Source organism: Photorhabdus sp. RM322S (assembly GCF_042879395.1).
GTDB lineage: Bacteria > Pseudomonadota > Gammaproteobacteria > Enterobacterales > Enterobacteriaceae > Photorhabdus > Photorhabdus khanii.
In genome coordinates, this window is sequence record NZ_JBHFKW010000051.1 from 1 (window position 1) to 16,961 (window position 16,961).

Annotated in this window: 8 protein-coding genes and 1 pseudogene; 8 read left to right on the forward strand and 1 reads right to left on the reverse strand. The window is 43.8% G+C overall.

The genetic code is table 11. The annotated features are described in order from the left end of the window. Positions 1–1,454 precede the first annotated feature (1,454 nt). The 8 genes and pseudogenes from ACGF63_RS20155 (at position 1,455) to ACGF63_RS20190 (ending at position 10,129) form a co-directional block, all read left to right on the forward strand. Entirely contained in the window at positions 1,455–2,087 is a 633-nt protein-coding gene (locus tag ACGF63_RS20155) for a response regulator transcription factor (RefSeq protein WP_036849708.1), read from the forward strand. Continuing rightward, entirely contained in the window at positions 2,084–3,628 is a 1,545-nt protein-coding gene (locus ACGF63_RS20160) for an MASE1 domain-containing protein (protein ID WP_387632838.1), read from the forward strand. The genes ACGF63_RS20155 and ACGF63_RS20160 overlap by 4 nt, the downstream gene beginning before the upstream one ends. Positions 3,629–3,716: 88 nt before the next feature. Continuing rightward, a complete protein-coding gene (gene uhpC / locus ACGF63_RS20165) occupies positions 3,717–5,048 on the forward strand; it encodes an MFS transporter family glucose-6-phosphate receptor UhpC (protein WP_152963121.1) in 1,332 nt (443 codons plus the stop codon). A gap of 17 nt (positions 5,049–5,065) precedes the next feature. After that, the gene (locus ACGF63_RS20170) at positions 5,066–6,097 is read left to right on the forward strand and encodes an ABC transporter substrate-binding protein (protein WP_152963122.1); all 1,032 of its coding nucleotides are present in this window, start codon (positions 5,066–5,068) and stop codon (positions 6,095–6,097) included. Positions 6,098–6,228: 131 nt separating this feature from the next. After that, a complete protein-coding gene (locus ACGF63_RS20175) occupies positions 6,229–8,307 on the forward strand; it encodes an ABC transporter permease (RefSeq protein ID WP_387632840.1) in 2,079 nt (692 codons plus the stop codon). Between the two features lie 15 nt (positions 8,308–8,322). Next, positions 8,323–9,378, forward strand: a complete 1,056-nt coding sequence (gene fbpC, locus ACGF63_RS20180) for a ferric ABC transporter ATP-binding protein (protein ID WP_152963124.1) — start codon at positions 8,323–8,325, stop codon at positions 9,376–9,378. Between the two features lie 262 nt (positions 9,379–9,640). After that, positions 9,641–9,787 (forward strand): annotated as a pseudogene (locus tag ACGF63_RS20185) (S-type pyocin domain-containing protein); the annotation flags it as partial. 78 nt (positions 9,788–9,865) lie between these two features. Beyond that, entirely contained in the window at positions 9,866–10,129 is a 264-nt protein-coding gene (locus ACGF63_RS20190) for a bacteriocin immunity protein (protein WP_152963125.1), read from the forward strand. Positions 10,130–10,392: 263 nt separating this feature from the next. On the opposite strand, the gene ACGF63_RS20195 is transcribed toward ACGF63_RS20190, so the two are convergent. After that, positions 10,393–16,956 carry an amino acid adenylation domain-containing protein gene (locus tag ACGF63_RS20195; protein WP_387632842.1) on the reverse strand — a complete coding sequence of 2,188 codons (6,564 nt, stop codon included), beginning with the start codon at positions 16,954–16,956 and terminating at the stop codon, positions 10,393–10,395. Positions 16,957–16,961: the final 5 nt, after the last annotated feature.

A 16,961-nucleotide genomic window follows, 5' to 3' on the forward strand; every position in this document is an offset into this window, starting at 1 on the left:
TTGGCTTTATTAAAACTTATATACCCCGTAAAAAAGGCAAATAAAAATATAAAATAGGTTAACAAGATAATATATTTAAAATATCAACCGATTTTAATAACGCTTTCAACTGGAGATTAAACTTTTTTATCAGCCAGTTAAATAATCGTTTATAAAAAACAGAATAACAAAAGCCGCAAATAAATCATTTAACCAAATACGAACTGGATTACTTTTAGCATTATTATATGGTATTTGCTATTCAACATCATGATACATCAAATACGCTTATTTAAACTTGTTTTATACTATTTTACCCCATCCAATAGCATTGCTTTTCTACAGTTTGATTTAAATCATGCCTCTTTTTATACCATTAATGTGATTTAACGCTTAAATACCCGTTTAATCATTATAACCTTTCTGGCAAATGAACTAGCCAGACTTTTCAATATTGTTGATGTAATAATGCGTTATTAAATGAATTAACCGATTTATTTAAACATCATTTAAATAGCTATGGGTGAATGGAGTTAAGTTAAAATCTAAAATAATATGACTATCCTGTTTTAATAAATAAACGATTTTATTTTGACAAGCTCAATTTTTTTAAAATGATATTGACTAAATGCACATGCTATTTATTACGTTAAAATAGCCATTTTAATGAAAACAATAAAAAACCATTAAACCAATGTAAAATAAATCTATTTTAAAAAAAATAAAAAAATTTTTATTTAAAACTGTGCTTTAAACAATCAAATGAATGGTATCACGATCCCATTTCGTTTACCCTGCCATGTTTAATTCATTTATCAGCTATTCTATATTCCATTTATTTTACATTTACCTAACCTGCCATAATCATTTAAAAACGTGAATACACAAGCATTAAAGCTTTTATATCAAGGACGGATTTAACGCAATAAAAAAGGGATAAAACAGTTAGTTTATCAGGATTTAATCCCTGAAAAAGGCGTTAATTATCCGAAAAAAAATAAAGGGGTGTTTTTATATATCAAGCCATTTACTGGCTGGTTTATGAAGATAAAAAGCGAGTATGATTAACATTGATTAAACGTAAAACACAATACCGATGATGATTAAACTTAACAAAAAAGCAGGCGTTAAAAGGGGTAAAAACAACGGTTAAAACTTTATACCGATTAAAACCATAAGTTAAAAACATGACTTTTAATAACAGTTTAAAGCCTGCCCATGCTAAAAAGGTGAGATCTCGCACTGGTTAGTCAGTGCAGAGAAAATGGTGAAAATTGAAAAAGGTAAGCTGACGCCAAAACCGGAACATATTCACACTTTCACCGAAATCCCTTCCACTTATCTACTTAATTATCACCCTACAATTTGCTAAATCTGTTAGCTTTCTTGCAGATTTAGTTGATTAATTTGCACAACCTGCCTTTCCTGCACATCATGGAACTTATTGTATTTATAATGACTTCTTAACAAAAGCTATGATTAAAGTTGCACTTATTGACGACCATGTAGTCGTCCGTTCCGGCTTTGCCCAATTACTAACGCTTGAACATGATCTTGAAATTGCCGGGCAATACGCCAGTGCCAGCGAAGCCTGGCTGGATTTACTCAGAAACCCGATTGATGTGGCGGTGATGGACATCGCTATGCCGGATGAGAGCGGTTTGCACCTGCTCACCCGGTTACGGCAAAAACGGCCTGATTTTCGCACCATTATTCTCAGCATTTATGACACCACCGCATTTGTACAAAGCGCGTTGGATGCCGGAGCCTGCGGTTATCTCACCAAACGATGTGGCCCTGAAGAGTTGGTACAGGCTGTGCGTTCCGTACATAAAGGCGGTTGTTATCTGTGTGCTGATGCTCTGAAAGCCCTGCGTCAGGTACCACAAGAAGTTAAAGCACTGCAAGCCCTGACGCCCAGAGAACGGGAGATATTTGATCTGCTCATCAATGGCATCACGGTTAAAGCTATCGCAGAACAACTTAATCTCAGCCATAAAACTGTTCATGTTCATCGTGCCAATATTCTTGGCAAATTGCAGTGCGAGAGTACGATTGAGCTGGTTCATTATGCCCTGCAACATCAGATTCTGACAGGTAACGTATGAACGGAGGATCACGATTTGGCCTGTTATCACTATTCCTGCTGATTTTTTATTCGTTGAGCTGGCTTGCTCTGTGGACCATCAGCTTCTACCTGAATAACAATGGGCAACAAGCCACATTGCTGCTGCCACAAGGGTTACGGCTGGCGCTGTTTGTTCTACTGGGACGTCGCTACCTGCCAACCCTGTTAGCAACCGAGGTTATTATCTTGCTATGGCTCGATAGCGAGCAGCTTATGACTAACAATATTATTCTGCTATCGCCATTTATCAGCCTGATACCTACCTTTATGGTACAGCGGATCTGGTGGCGCTATACCTTGTATTGGCAACGGCTCTCTATTTTGCTGGCAGCCGTAGCCGCCAATAGTGTGTTACAGGCTGTCTGTCTGGGATTTTCTCTGACTGCCAGTGCCAATCATCTGTTTCTTACCTCTTTGACCGGCGGTGTTTTACTGTCGCCTTTTGTTTATCTGATCTATGAATATCTGCGTCAGCAACATCTGAGAAATATGCTGGAACCTGACCATCCGGATCCACAGTTACGTACTTCACTGCTGATGTGGTGCTGTCTGTTCTGTTTACTGGGGTTGAGCGCTCAGATCTTTATGTCACCAGAAATTGAGAGGCTTTTGGTGATTTTGGTATTTATTCCCAATGTATTTATGGCCTATCGTTATGGCTGGCAAGGTGGCGTCTTGGCGGCTTTACTGGGCAGCCTGATGATAACGTCAGCCCGGCAATTCAGTGGCGCTTTTAACGACTTACGCGAATTGGAGATGTTCCTGACCATTCAGGCGCTATTAGGAATAGGGCTGGGAATAGCCATCAGCCGTCAACAACAACTCGCTGAAAACCTGCAACGCTACCGTGAATTATTGGAGAAGGAGTTAACCGCCCGCCATATTCTGATGCAGAAACTGGTTCACACAGAAGAAGATATTTGCAAAAGTATTGCCCGCGAGTTACATGACGAAATTGGTCAGAATATTACTGCTATCCAAATTCAGGCGACACTGGTAAAACGCACTGCCACCACCCCGGCAATAGCAATGATCGCAGAGCAAATCAATCATCTTGCCCAACAAATCCATCAATCCACCCGTCAATTATTGCGCCAATTGCGACCACCGGTGCTGGAAGAGATGTCTTTAGAAAAAGCGCTCCACCATTTAATCAATGAGTTTGCTTTTCAGCAGCAGGGGATTGATTGCCAGTTGAATTATCAGCTTCCCCAAAATCCAGCCAATGAAACGGTGGTTTTTACCCTTTACCGCTTGGTTCAGGAGTTACTGAACAATATCAGCAAACATGCCAAAGCAACCCGCATCGATATCACGCTGCGGCAACGCAGGGATGTGATCGAACTCAGAATCAGTGATAACGGCATCGGTATCACTGAAGATAAAAGGAAAGGCGGATTTGGCCTCCAGGGGATTGAAGAGCGCATCCGGGCGTTAGGGGGAGACTGGCAACTAAATAACGATAACGGCACTCGCATAATTGTTAACCTGCCCACAAATTCTGATGAAAATCAAGCATAACTAAGAATTACTCCTAGTTACCTAAAACCTTATCCCATCCATTTTCATTAATGTTTATTTACATTCCCTTTTCATGGAGGAGCCGCATATGCAAACCACCAGCCAGGAACAAGTTTCACAACGTTATCGCTACTGGCGCAGCCGTTTGCTGATTTCCATGATTATTGGCTATGCCGCATTTTATCTAACACGAAAAAGCTTCAACTTTGTTATGCCAGTCATGCAGTTGGAACTGGGGCTGGATAAAGGGGATATCGGCTGGATAACCAGTCTGTTTTATTTGGCTTATGGCGGCTCAAAATTTGTCTCCGGTGTATTCCATGATCGCACCGGCTATCGCGGGTTTATGGGTGCCGGATTAGTGATGACGGGCGTGCTGAACATTATTTTCGCTTTTTGTTCATCATTTCCTGCACTACTGATTATCTGGACACTGAACGGTTTCTTTCAGGGTTGGGGATGGCCGCCCTGCGCCAGGCTACTGACACACTGGTACTCCCGCAATGAACGGGGTTTCTGGTGGGGATGCTGGAATATCTCCATCAATGTTGTCGGTGTCACTATCCCGATACTGTCAGCTTTTCTGGCGACGACTTACGGCTGGCAAGCAGCGCTGATGATGCCGGGAATTATTGGCATTTTACTGGGTATTTGGCTCTGCCATCAGTTATGTGACATACCGCAAAAGCAAAGTTTACCCAGCGTAGGGCACTGGCGACAGGATCCATTGGAGCTTCGGCACGAACAGTTATCGCCCCCGATGCCGATGATGCAGATACTGCGGGACTCAATTCTGATTAACAGAACTATCTGGTTATTAGGACTTTCCTACATTCTGGTCTACCTCATTAGAATGGCGATTAATGACTGGGGAAATCTGTGGCTGTCAGAAACACATGGTGCCAATCTGCTCAGTGCTAACGCAACACTCTCGCTGTTTGAGCTGGGCGGTTTAACAGGCGCACTTTTTTCCGGCTGGGGATCTGATTTACTGTTCCGCGGTCAACGCGCCCCGATGATTTTACTGTTTGCACTGGGGTTGTTTATCTCTGTCACCGCATTGTGGCTAATGCCTATTCATCACTATGCGTTGTTGGCCGTCTGTTTTTTCAGTATCGGTTTTTTTGTATTTGGCCCGCAAATGCTGATTGGGCTGGCGGCAACAGAATATTGCCATAAACAAGCCGCCGGAACGGTCACTGGTTATCTGGGGTTGTACGCCTACCTGGGCGCTGCAATGGCAGGCTGGCCGCTAAGTCAGGTTGTTGCACACTATGGCTGGCCAGGGATGTTTGCCCTGCTCACCATCGCAGCCGCCATGATGGGTTTGCTGTTGATGCCACTGTTAATGGCAGACGTCAGTAAAAGGGAACATATGGCAGGGGTAGCATCGCTACTTTCCAATGATAAGACGTTCTGAATACAAAGGACAAAATAATGAAACTGAAACCTCTCTCTACACTTATCGCAGCAGGTCTGGTCGTTGCTGCATTTACCCACAGTGCTCAGGCCGCCGGCCGCTTGATCGTTTATTGCAGTGCGACTAACGCCTTGTGTGAAGCCGAAACCAGAGCATTCGGTGAAAAATATAATGTGAAAACCACCTTTGTCCGTAACGGTTCAGGCAGTACTCTGGCAAAAATTGAAGCGGAAAAACGCAATCCACAAGCTGACGTCTGGTACGGCGGCACGCTGGATCCACACTCTCAGGCGGGTGAGATGGATCTGCTGGCCCCCTATAAATCCCCTAATCTGGCGCAAATCATGCCGCAGTTCCGTGATCCGGCCAAACGCAAGGGCAACTACACCTCTGCGGTTTACGTCGGAATTCTTGGCTATGGCGTCAATACCGAACGTCTGAAAGAGAAAAAGATCCCTGTTCCAACCTGCTGGAAAGATCTGACCAAACCGATTTATAAAGGTGAAATCCAGATCGCTGATCCTCAAAGTTCAGGCACCGCTTACACCGCACTGGCAACTTTTGTTCAGTTATGGGGCAAAGATCAGGCATTTGATTACCTGAAAAAGCTGAACGCCAACATTTCCCAGTACACCAAATCCGGTGTCGCACCAGCACGTAACGCCGCCCGTGGTGAATCCGCCATCGGCATCGGTTTCTTGCATGATTACTCTCTGGAAGTGGAAAACGGCGCACCATTGAAACTTATCGCACCATGTGAAAGCACCGGTTATGAAATCGGCGGTGTGAGTATCATCAAAAATGCCCGCAATATGGACAACGCTAAACTGTTTATTGACTGGGCGCTGTCCAAAGAAGCACAAGAACTGAGCTGGAAGAAAGGTAAAGCCTATCAGATCCTGACCAACACCACGGCAAAAGCGTCTCCTCTGGCACTTAAATTGTCCGATCTGAAACTGATCAATTACGACATGGATAAATTTGGCGCCAATGATATGCGTAAAGCACTCATTACCGAATGGGTGACAGATGTGAAGATGGCTAAATAAAGTCTATCCAGGGCGGATAACACCGCCCTTAGAAACTATCCATCGGGCTATCTTGTTTTCCCATATTAATAACGCCTCAAGGATAGATTCTTACTGTTGTTACCCCACGATAATAATAAAAGAGGGAAATTATGTCTTACACTCTGACTTTGCCTACCAGACAAAAGCGGGATGCGGTGTTTTGGTGGATTGCCCTGACGTGGCTGGCTTTCGCCCTTTTACCATCCTGGAGCCTGGACTATGGTCTTTTCGACTCCACTCAAGATGAAATTTTCACCGCCTATGGCTGGAACGGATTAAACATCAGCTTACTGTGGTTCCTGCTGCCATCGGCGCTGTTACTGCGCCCACTCACACCAGCAAACCGCAATCAGCGTAACCGGCACTATTTTGATGCGGGTTACGCCTTATTATGCGCCTTGTTTGTCATTATCAGTGCGGCCATGATTGGTCGTGGACTAGGCTACTCGACGATTATTCTGTTTATCTCACTGAGCGCAATTATTACCCTCGCCCTGACCCGCCTTGAATGGCTGGGTGGTGATCGTTTTGTTATCGGCTCACTGGTTGCGGTTATTGCCCTGATCGGGGCATTTATCCTTTATCCGAGTATAGCCATCTTTATACCGATGTTTACGGATGATGCCGGTCAATTTGCTCCATTTGCCTTTATCTCGATCTTGGGACAGGCACATATTATCCAGGTTATCACTAACTCCATTCTGCTTTCGCTGGCAGTGGGTGTAGGCTGTACCTTCTTCGGGCTGGCTCTGGCAATTTATACCGCCAGAATCGCACGCCGCTCTGCCATTATTGGCCGGGTATTCTCTATCTTGCCCATCGTCACACCCCCGTTTGTTGTCGGTTTGGGTGTTACGCTAATGATGGGCCGTTCCGGTTATATCACTGAGTTTATGGCAACCTGGCTTGGCCTCACCAATACCAACTGGCTGTATGGCTTTACCGGTATCTGGCTGGCTCAGGTACTGGCCTTTACACCAATGGCGTTTATGATCCTTGACGGTGCCATTAAAACTATCCATCCTTCACTGGAAGAAGCTGCCTATACTCTGCGCGCCAATCGCTATCAAACTTTCTTCCATGTTTTTATTCCGCTGTTGAAACCTGCACTGGCAAACGCTTTCCTGATCGTGATTGTTCAATCGCTGGCAGATTTCAGTAACCCACTGGTACTGGGTGGTAGCTTTGATGTACTGGCGACCCAGATTTATTTTTATATCACCGGTTCCCAACTTGATTATCAGGCAGCCAGTACGCTGGGCGCTTCGCTTCTGGTTTTCTCTCTGCTGATATTCTGCGTTCAGTATATGTGGATTGGTAAGCGCTCCTATGTCACGGTTTCCGGTAAATCCTATCGTGGTGATGTACAGCCGCTGCCGACTTCGCTGGTTTGGGGTGTCTGTGCCATTTTGTTTATCTGGGTTGTGTTCAATGTTCTGTTGTACGGCAGCATTTTCTACGGCAGTTTCACCGTAAACTGGGGAGTGGATTACACACTGACACTGGACAACTTTATCAAGCTGTTTGGTCAGGGGATGCATGATGGCGCATGGCCTTCATTACTGGATACCCTGCTCTACGCCGGTATCGCCGCCCCTATCACCGCTATCCTTGGCCTGCTCATCGCTTATATCGTTGTACGTCAAGAATTCCGGGGTAAGAAAACGATCGAATTCACCACCATGCTGTGCTTTGCCGTACCGGGTACCGTTGCCGGGGTTTCCTACATTCTGGCCTTCAATGATTCACCTTTTTACCTCACCGGCACTGCGGCTATCGTCATTATCTCTATGACTATGCGAAACGTACCGGTAGGTATCCGCGCAGGAATTGCCGGCCTTGGGCAGATTGATAAATCACTGGATGAAGCTTCGTTAAGCCTGCGCGCCGGATCGATGAGAACCATCTTCCATATTCTGTTGCCATTATTGCGCCCGGCAATCCTGTCTGCCCTGATTTACAGCTTCGTTCGCGCCATTACTACCGTCAGCGCTATTGTATTTCTGGTCACACCAGAAACCCGCGTAGCAACCGCTTATATCCTGAACCGGGTGGAAGATGGTGAATATGGCGTCGCTATCGCTTACGGCTCTATTCTGATTGTGGTCATGCTGGCCATTATTTTCCTATTTGACTATCTGATTGGCGAAGCACGGGTTTCCCGTTCCAAAGCCAAAAATGCACAGTAATCACGGAGTGACGACATGGCACAACAAAATTTTGTCGAACTGAAAAATGTAACCAAACGGTTCGGTAGCAACACCGTGATCGATAATCTGGATTTGTCTATCCCACAAGGGCATATGGTAACGCTGTTAGGACCATCCGGCTGTGGTAAAACCACCGTATTGCGTCTGGTTGCCGGGCTGGAAAAACCCAGCGAAGGTAAAATTTTCATTGATGGTGAAGATGTTACAGACCGTTCTATTCAGCAGCGGGATATCTGTATGGTATTTCAGTCCTACGCCCTGTTTCCGCACATGTCGCTGGGAGAAAACATTGGTTATGGACTGAAAATGCTGGGGCAGCCTAAAGCAGAGATACGCGAGCGGGTTAAAGAGGCATTGGAATTGGTAGACTTGGCTGGTTTTGAAGATCGTTATGTAGATCAGATCTCCGGTGGTCAACAGCAACGTGTTGCACTCGCCCGCGCTCTGATCCTTAAGCCAAAAGTCCTGCTTTTTGATGAACCGCTCAGTAACCTTGATGCTAACCTACGCCGCAGCATGCGCGAAAAGATCCGCGAATTGCAGCAACAATTCAATATCACCTCGTTATATGTCACTCATGATCAGAGTGAGGCGTTTGCGGTTTCCGATACTGTGCTGGTGATGAATAAAGGCAAAATCATGCAAATTGGCACGCCACAAACACTCTATCGCCAACCTGCATCTGAGTTTATGGCGAGCTTTATGGGAGATGCCAATATCTTCCCTGCTACTCTGGGTTCTGATTATGTGGAAATTTTCCACTATCGCCTGCCACGGCCAGAAAATTTTACCACCCACCGTCAATCGGTAACGGTAGGTGTCAGGCCGGAAGCCATTACCCTGAGCCGTCACGGAAATGCGAGCCAGCGTTGTACCATCAGCCATGTGGCTTATATGGGTCCACAATATGAAGTCACGGTAAACTGGCAAGATCAAACTCTGCTGCTACAGATTAATGCCACTCAATTACAACCCAATATTGGCGATAATTATTATCTGGAAATTCATCCATTTGGGATGTTTATGTTGGAAGAGAAAAGCCAACGTTAATTTGATTTAAAAAAGTCCTGACTTTCAGATCAGGAGGCCGCCAGACGGCGGCCAGATGAGTCATCATATAGATTTCGAGTTTCACACTTAAAAAAAACTAATTATGATTAAAAATCGCACTTTTTGCTAAAGGCATTAATTTTTACTTTAAATTTAACCTGTTACATATAAAACAGTGAATAATTTAGGAATTTTCAGTCACTAAATCTAGTATATGAATTAAGTTATTAAAAATCAATATGATAAAAGCTATTTTAAGCAGCATACCAGTCCAGATGGTGGGTTTGATCAGGTTCCGGTCAGGATGATGACGCTGAACTCTGCCACAGGTCATTATGAATTTTGGCAGCCGGGAGAAAACCGGCCAACGATTTTATGGACACCCAACGAACAAGAATTTAAAGTTCCATGTATGAACTTGATAATCTGAGAATAATAACACCAAAACGACATATTGAAATTCATTCGAATAAAGAGGGGAAATAGTATGGATCTGAAAAGTAAGATAGAAGAATATACCGAAGCTGAATTTTTGGAATTAATTAACATGATTTTCGAGGGGAAATACTCTTCGGAGGTAGAACACGATTCAATCGTAAACAACATTGTGAAAGTTTCAGAATATCCTAGTGGTACAAATTTGCTGTATTATCCAGAAGATGGTACTGAAGATAGTCCGGAAGGTGTACTTAAAGTTGTAAAAGAATGGCGAGCTAAAAATGGCAAACCTGACTTTAAAAATCAGCAATAAATTCAAATTGTTACTTCAATCGGTCTATTCACGTAGATAAATAAAATCGAACAAGTCCGTTTATTACTTTATGAAACTTAGGGCATACATCCACTCATTAGAAAAAATACTTGCCTTACCCCAACTATTATAGTTGGGGTAAGGCATTACCTATCCATTATTATAAAATCGCCATAGTCAGTCATTAATATAATTAACTATTTATGACTATCGACAATATTAAAATATAACTTTTTTTAGGCGAAAAAATCAATAAAAAATAATCATGCGTCCATTCCTATCTTCATAGAAACAAAAGAAGAAAACTGCTTTAATGTGGGATTTAGAAAAACCCTGGAATATTCAACATCAATATTAAACACGTTCTTAACTATACCATTCATTCTAATACTTAAAATTGAATCGCCACCGATATTAAAGAAATTGTCATTCTGGTCTATTCGTGAAACTCCAAGAACTTTCATCCATATTTCAGCAATGACTTTTTGCACCATATTAGCCGGAGGGGAAAAATCATCAGTGCTTTGTTGGGGTATTTTAGCTAGTGGTAAAGATTTATAGTCTATTTTACCACTGGTATTCATCGGCATATTATCCAGAATTAAAAAGTCCGCAGGGATCATATAATCCGGTAAATCATTCGATAAGTATTCACGTAATTGTTCAATAAGATGGTGATGCTCTCCCTTTTCAAATACCGTTAAATAAGCAACGAGTTGTTTACTGCCTCCCGCAGTATCACGAGCCCGTACTACCGATTTATTGACAATGGGATGATTCTCCAGTCTTTCTTCAATTTCGCTAAGCTCAATGCGATAACCCCGAATCTTAACCTGATGATCATTGCGACCAAGATATTCAATATTCCCCTGATTGTCATAACGAGCCATATCTCCGGTTCGATACATGCGAGCACCAGCCCGCCGGGCAAAAGGATCACCGACAAAGCGCTCCGCACTCAGTTCTGGCAAATTGAGATAGCCACATGCAACCCCCACTCCACCAATATAAATTTCGCCAATACTGCCTAATGGCGCAGGTTGACCATATTGATCCAGAAGATAAATAGCTGTATTCATAACAGGTTTACCTATTGAACATACATGATCGGCTGAAGCGATTTCCTGACAGGTTGCAATAACCGTATTTTCAGTTGGCCCATATGTATTTAATAAACAAGGTCGGTGAGTTTCATGTGAAAACCACGCTTGTATTGAACTCTTCTTCACCGCTTCTCCACCAATGATAATCAATCGGAGATCCTCAGACAGCGGTAGCGCTTTGTCTCTGGCAGCCAGTTCAGCCCAGAATAATGTGGGTAAAGAGATCACCGTGATACAGTTTTTCTTCACCTGCAAGATAAATTCCTGAATAGATGATAACCAGTGATTATCGCGAATCACTAATGTTGCACCATTGCATAGCGACGAGAAAAATTCCTCTACCGAAGCATCGAAAGAGAAAGAGGAAAATTGCAGTACCCTATCCTGCGGTGTCACCTTATACAGTTCGTTAAACCCTAACCATCTTTGATAAATGGCCTGATGATCAACCATGACGCCTTTCGGTTGTCCTGTTGAACCCGAGGTGTAGATGATATAAGCCAGATTTTCTGTTGTCAGATTTCGAATATCAGGATTACTTTTTGACAAACTGACGTCTAATGGTTGGTTAAGATCCAACAGGGTAAATTCACTGTTCAGTGCCGACAACGCTTTTTCACCTGCCTGGTCGTGAAGCACCAATACAGGCGCAGCATCTTGCAAAATATACGCCAGCCGGGCCTGAGGATAATCGGGATCAATAGGAACATAAGCGCCACCAGCTTTTAAAACCGCCAGCATACCCATCACCATCTCAGGGCTTTTAGCTACGCAGATCACTACCCGGCTATCAGGCTTAACGCCTTCTGCCAGCAACCGATGAGCCAGCTTGTTTGCCTGACTATTTAGCTCTGCGTAGCTTATCTTTAACCCATTAAATTCTAATACGATTGCGTCTGGTGTCACAACCGCCTGAAACTCAAACTGATGGTGAATACACTGTGCCGTTTTGTCATCTATCCGGACTGAGTTCCAAGTATCTAACAGCAACGAACGTTCTGCCGCAGGCAGAACATCCAACTGGCAGACAGGCAGATCCGGCTGTTCATTCAATGCCCAAGCCAGCTGTATTAAAGCCTGTTGCAAATAGCCACACAACCGAGAAGCAGATAAAGGGGAGACAACTTGAGCCGTTAATCCCAGTTGAGTACCACAATCCTCTACCGAGATACTTACCGGATAGTTGCTTTGCTCTTCACCATCCAACATCTCGATACCGTACTGTTCATAACTTTTACGATACTCCGAGATGTCTTGCTCATTATGACGATAATTAAACAAAGCAGTAAACAACGGTGCCGGCGCTATCACACCGCTACAACGCTGTGCGGCAACCAAAGGTGTCTGCTCATAGGACAGCAGATCAGATAAACGTTGATGCGTTTCTTCCAACACATCCACCACACTACGTTCATCAATATCCAGCCTCAGTGGTAATGTATTAATAAACAGCCCCACTCCTTGCTCAACGCCGGTTTCTCCCCCTAAACGACCAAACAGCACCGTTCCCGTCACGACCTGCTCTCGTCCGGTACTTTTGGCTAACACCATTCCCCATCCTAAATGGGCCAGGCTGGCAAGGGTGACACCGTGGCGTCGCGCCAATTCACGCAATGCAACATTAAGTTCTGCCGGTAGTTCAATATGGCATTCATCTACCCGGCTACCATCCTGCATCACATCATAGAGACCAAATGGCGCTGTAGGCTCATCTATATCAGCCAGCATACGTTGGAAATAAGGCTCGTAGGCTTTATCCCTATTGACTTGGTTTGCATATGCGATCAGGTTCCGATAAGGAACTGTCAGTGGCAATAGGGACGTCTGTCCAGACAGAATGTGCTCTATCTCACGATGCATGATTTCAAGCGTCGTATGATCGCCGATAAGGTGGTGCATAACCTGTAACGCCAGCCAGCGTTCACTCTCCTGCCCTTTTGCTATCAATAAATGCAATAAAGGTGCTTCATTAAGCGCCATACGGTGACCCGTAATGGTATGGCTGGCCACCAGCTGGCTAATAAATGAATCTGATGAAACTGTCGATAAACTCACTTCTTTGACTTGTAATCGGGCATTTCTCAGCACGACTTGTACCGGCCCACAAGAAAGTGGTTCGCTGAAAAAAGCGGTACGCAAAATATCATGGCGATGAATGACTTGCTGCAAAGCATTAATATAAGCATCAAGACAAGCTCGATTTTTAAAAGCGAGTTGAGACATCACCTGATAGGGATCACCGTCTTTTGCCAGAAGGTGATGAAAGAAAATGCCATCCTGTAATGGCGACAGTCCATAAATATCCTGAATATTTTGAATCCCACCGGGAACCTGGCTAATCAATGTATCAATATCAACCTGTGTCATCTCTGCCAAAGGTAGCATTTCAGGCGTAATAGAATCCGTATCAGGCGTTATTTGATTTAATGGAATAACCGAAACATCATTTGCTTCTTTAAGCAATGCGGCTTGTTCATGAAATACAGGTGTTGAAAACAATGCGCCTGCCTGTATTGTATGACGCTGTTTTCTCAGTAACCCCATTAATTGAACAACCAACAGAGAGTGCCCTCCCAGCGTGAAGAAGTTATCATTACGGCCAACTTTTTCTACACCTAACAGCTCACACCAGCATTGTGCTAATAACTGTTCGATTTCACCCCGGGGAGCTTCATAAACCTGTCGCTGATAAGCCGATTCATCGGGTTCCGGCAAGGCCCAGCGATCAAGCTTACCATTCGTTGTTAACGGAAAGTGCTCCAATACAACAAAAGCCGCAGGAACCATATATTCAGGCAAACTGGACAAGAGATGCTGACGCAGCGTTGCCGACATCTGCCCGTTAACCTGCAAGGAAGAAAGGACAACATACGCGACCAATCGTTTATCGCCACCGTTACCTTCTCTGGCAAGCACCACAGCTTCCCGTACTCGTGGATGGGTTTCAAGGCAAGCCTCTATTTCACCCAGTTCAATACGAAAACCGCGAATTTTCACCTGATGATCGTTACGACCAATATATTCAATATTCCCTTCATGATCATAACGCGCTAAGTCACCCGTGCGGTACATCCTCGAATCTGATGCAGGATTAAATGGATCAGTAATAAAACGTTGTGCGGTCAGTTCAGACCGGTTGAGATAACCCCGGGTAACCCCTGCTCCTCCAACGTACATTTCACCTACTGCCCCCGCTGGCAGTAAATGAAGTTGCTCGTTTACAATATAAATTGAAAGGTCAGGTAGTGGATGACCAATTAAGACTCTGTTATCAATATCTTCTTCATTGACCTCTCTAAACGTCGCATGAACGGTAATTTCAGTAATACCATACATGTTAATCAGCTTGATATTGTGATTACGCTCTTTCGCCCTAAATTTCTCCAACGTTGTTTTCATCAACGCTTCGCCACCAAAAATAATGTACCTCAGGCAACTTTGTGCACTTTGATAAACCTCGATAAAACTATTAAAGGCACTTGGTGTTTGATTTAAAACAGTAACTTTTTCCTTAGTAACAATATGATAAAAATCATCAATCGATCTGATTTTATCCGAAGGAATAATCACCAGACGCCCAGCAAAATAAAGTGCTCCGAATATTTCCCATACCGAGAAATCAAAAGAAAATGAGTGCGCGAGACACCACACATCATCCGGTTTGAAAGAAAACAGCCTTTCAGTGGTAGTTAGAAGTCGTGTAACCTGACGATGTTCAACCATCACGCCTTTAGGATGCCCGGTTGAGCCAGAAGTATAGATAACATAAGCCAGGTTATGCGGTTTCAAGGCCGAGACGTTAGGATTCTCTTCCGACAAATCTTTGTCTTGAACCTGACTAAAATGGATGCCCTTCTGCTTATCACTTAGCACCCCCTGCAACGCTTCTGCACCAGCATTATCCTGTAACACTAGAATAGGAGCCGCATCCTGTAAAATATATTGGAGCCGTTCTTTAGGATAAACCGGATCGAGTGAGACATAGCTGGCTCCGGCTTTTAGGATAGCCAATAACCCAATAATCATCTGCAAGCTTCGGTCAACACAAATGGCTACCCGGTCATCCGGCTTCACCCCCTCCGCAATCAGACAATGAGCCAATTGATTAGCCTGGCGATTCAATTCATCGTAACTTAGCGTCTTATCCTGAAAGACTAATGCTACAGCCTCGGGTGTATTGGCAACCTGCTGCTCAACTAACTGGTGAAGACAATAGTCAACCTGCCCATCAATTGAAATCTTATTCCATTGATTTAATTGCAAACTACGTTCGCTTTCAGGAAGAATATCTATGTTTCTGACACGTTGTGCCACATTGCCTACCATCGCACGTAACACAATGAGGTAATAGCTTAAATGACGCTCAATGGTCTGTTTGTCAAACAGTTCCGTAGCGTAATTTATGCCGCCAACAATTTCGCCACCACGCTGGTGCATAAAAAGTTCAAGATCAAACTTTACCTTATTAGCCGCATAGTTAACCGGAGCCGCCTCAATACCTGCAAACGCCAATTCCCCTTCATAAAAATCCTGCCAGGCCAGTAAAACCTGAAAAATCGGTGAATAAGACAAACTACGCTCAGGATTTATCACCTCAACGATGCGTTCAAAAGGGATATCCTGATTATCTTGTACATTAATAACCGTATTTTTTACCTGATTTAGCAATTCCCAAATGGAGAGTTCACGATCAATATCAACCCTTACCGGCAACATATTGACAAAGAACCCGACCATTTCTCTTATTTCTGCCCGGTTTCTGTTGGCAAAGGGAGTGCCAATAACCACGCTGTCCTGGCCGGAAAGCCGGTTAAGCACAACCGCCCAGGCAGCCATCACTGTCATAAACAATGTCATTCCGTTCTTTTGGCTGAGCAGTTTGAGCTGTTCGGTTAGCTGTTGATCAATAATAAACGTACATGTATCGCCCTGTTGTGACGGCTTTTTCGGTCTGGGGTAAGTTGTGGGCAGTGTTAAGAGCGGCGGAATATCGGCAAGCTGCGGCTTCCAATACGCTATTTGTGAAGCGAGTTTCTCTTCAGTCAGGTATCGATTCTGCCAGGCAGTATAATCAAAATAATCTAATGAAAGTGGAAGAAGCGAAATTGCTCTATGATGAATGAGGTCATTATAAATGGTACATAATTCATTAATAAATATACCGATAGACCAACCATCGGTAATAATATGGTGCTGGCTTAATAAAAAAATATATTCATCATTTTGTAATTGAACCAGACAAGCTCTTAATAAAGGCCCCTGAACAAAATCAAAAGGCGAATTAAATGTTTCTTCGATCAACTGAGCTAATATTTCTTCTTTGTCATCAACAGGTCTCAAATCTGAAAAAATAAGGGGAAACGGTGTCTCTTCACTTAATATTTTAGCAACCGGCGTCAGGTTCTGTACGATGAAGGTGGAACGTAGCGCCTGATGACGGCGAAATACGGCATTCAACGCCTGACAGAATAATTCTGTGTTTAAATTCCCGTCCAGTTTATAGGCAACGGGAACATGATAGTTAACCGACCCACCTTCAATTTCATGTACCAACCACATCCGTTTCTGTGATGCGGATAAATGCTCACCCTGTACTAATCTGGCTAATGGTTTAATCACCTCTTCATCAGAACGGTTTTCCAATAAAGAAGAACGCCCCAGGTTTTTTATCCGATTCAGTTCTGACTCATTGAATTTGGCAAGAATAGTTTTTATGTCTTTCATCGTAA

Excerpts from the sequence above, each read along its gene's own strand:
- ACGF63_RS20190 (WP_152963125.1), top strand. The coding sequence starts at position 9,866 with ATGGATCTGAAAAGTAAGATAGAAGAATATACCGAAGCTGAATTTTTG.
- uhpC (WP_152963121.1), top strand. The coding sequence starts at position 3,717 with ATGCAAACCACCAGCCAGGAACAAGTTTCACAACGTTATCGCTACTGG.
- fbpC (WP_152963124.1), top strand. The coding sequence starts at position 8,323 with ATGGCACAACAAAATTTTGTCGAACTGAAAAATGTAACCAAACGGTTC.
- ACGF63_RS20195 (WP_387632842.1), bottom strand. The coding sequence starts at position 16,956 with ATGAAAGACATAAAAACTATTCTTGCCAAATTCAATGAGTCAGAACTG.
- ACGF63_RS20170 (WP_152963122.1), top strand. The coding sequence starts at position 5,066 with ATGAAACTGAAACCTCTCTCTACACTTATCGCAGCAGGTCTGGTCGTT.
- ACGF63_RS20160 (WP_387632838.1), top strand. The coding sequence starts at position 2,084 with ATGAACGGAGGATCACGATTTGGCCTGTTATCACTATTCCTGCTGATT.
- ACGF63_RS20155 (WP_036849708.1), top strand. The coding sequence starts at position 1,455 with ATGATTAAAGTTGCACTTATTGACGACCATGTAGTCGTCCGTTCCGGC.
- ACGF63_RS20175 (WP_387632840.1), top strand. The coding sequence starts at position 6,229 with ATGTCTTACACTCTGACTTTGCCTACCAGACAAAAGCGGGATGCGGTG.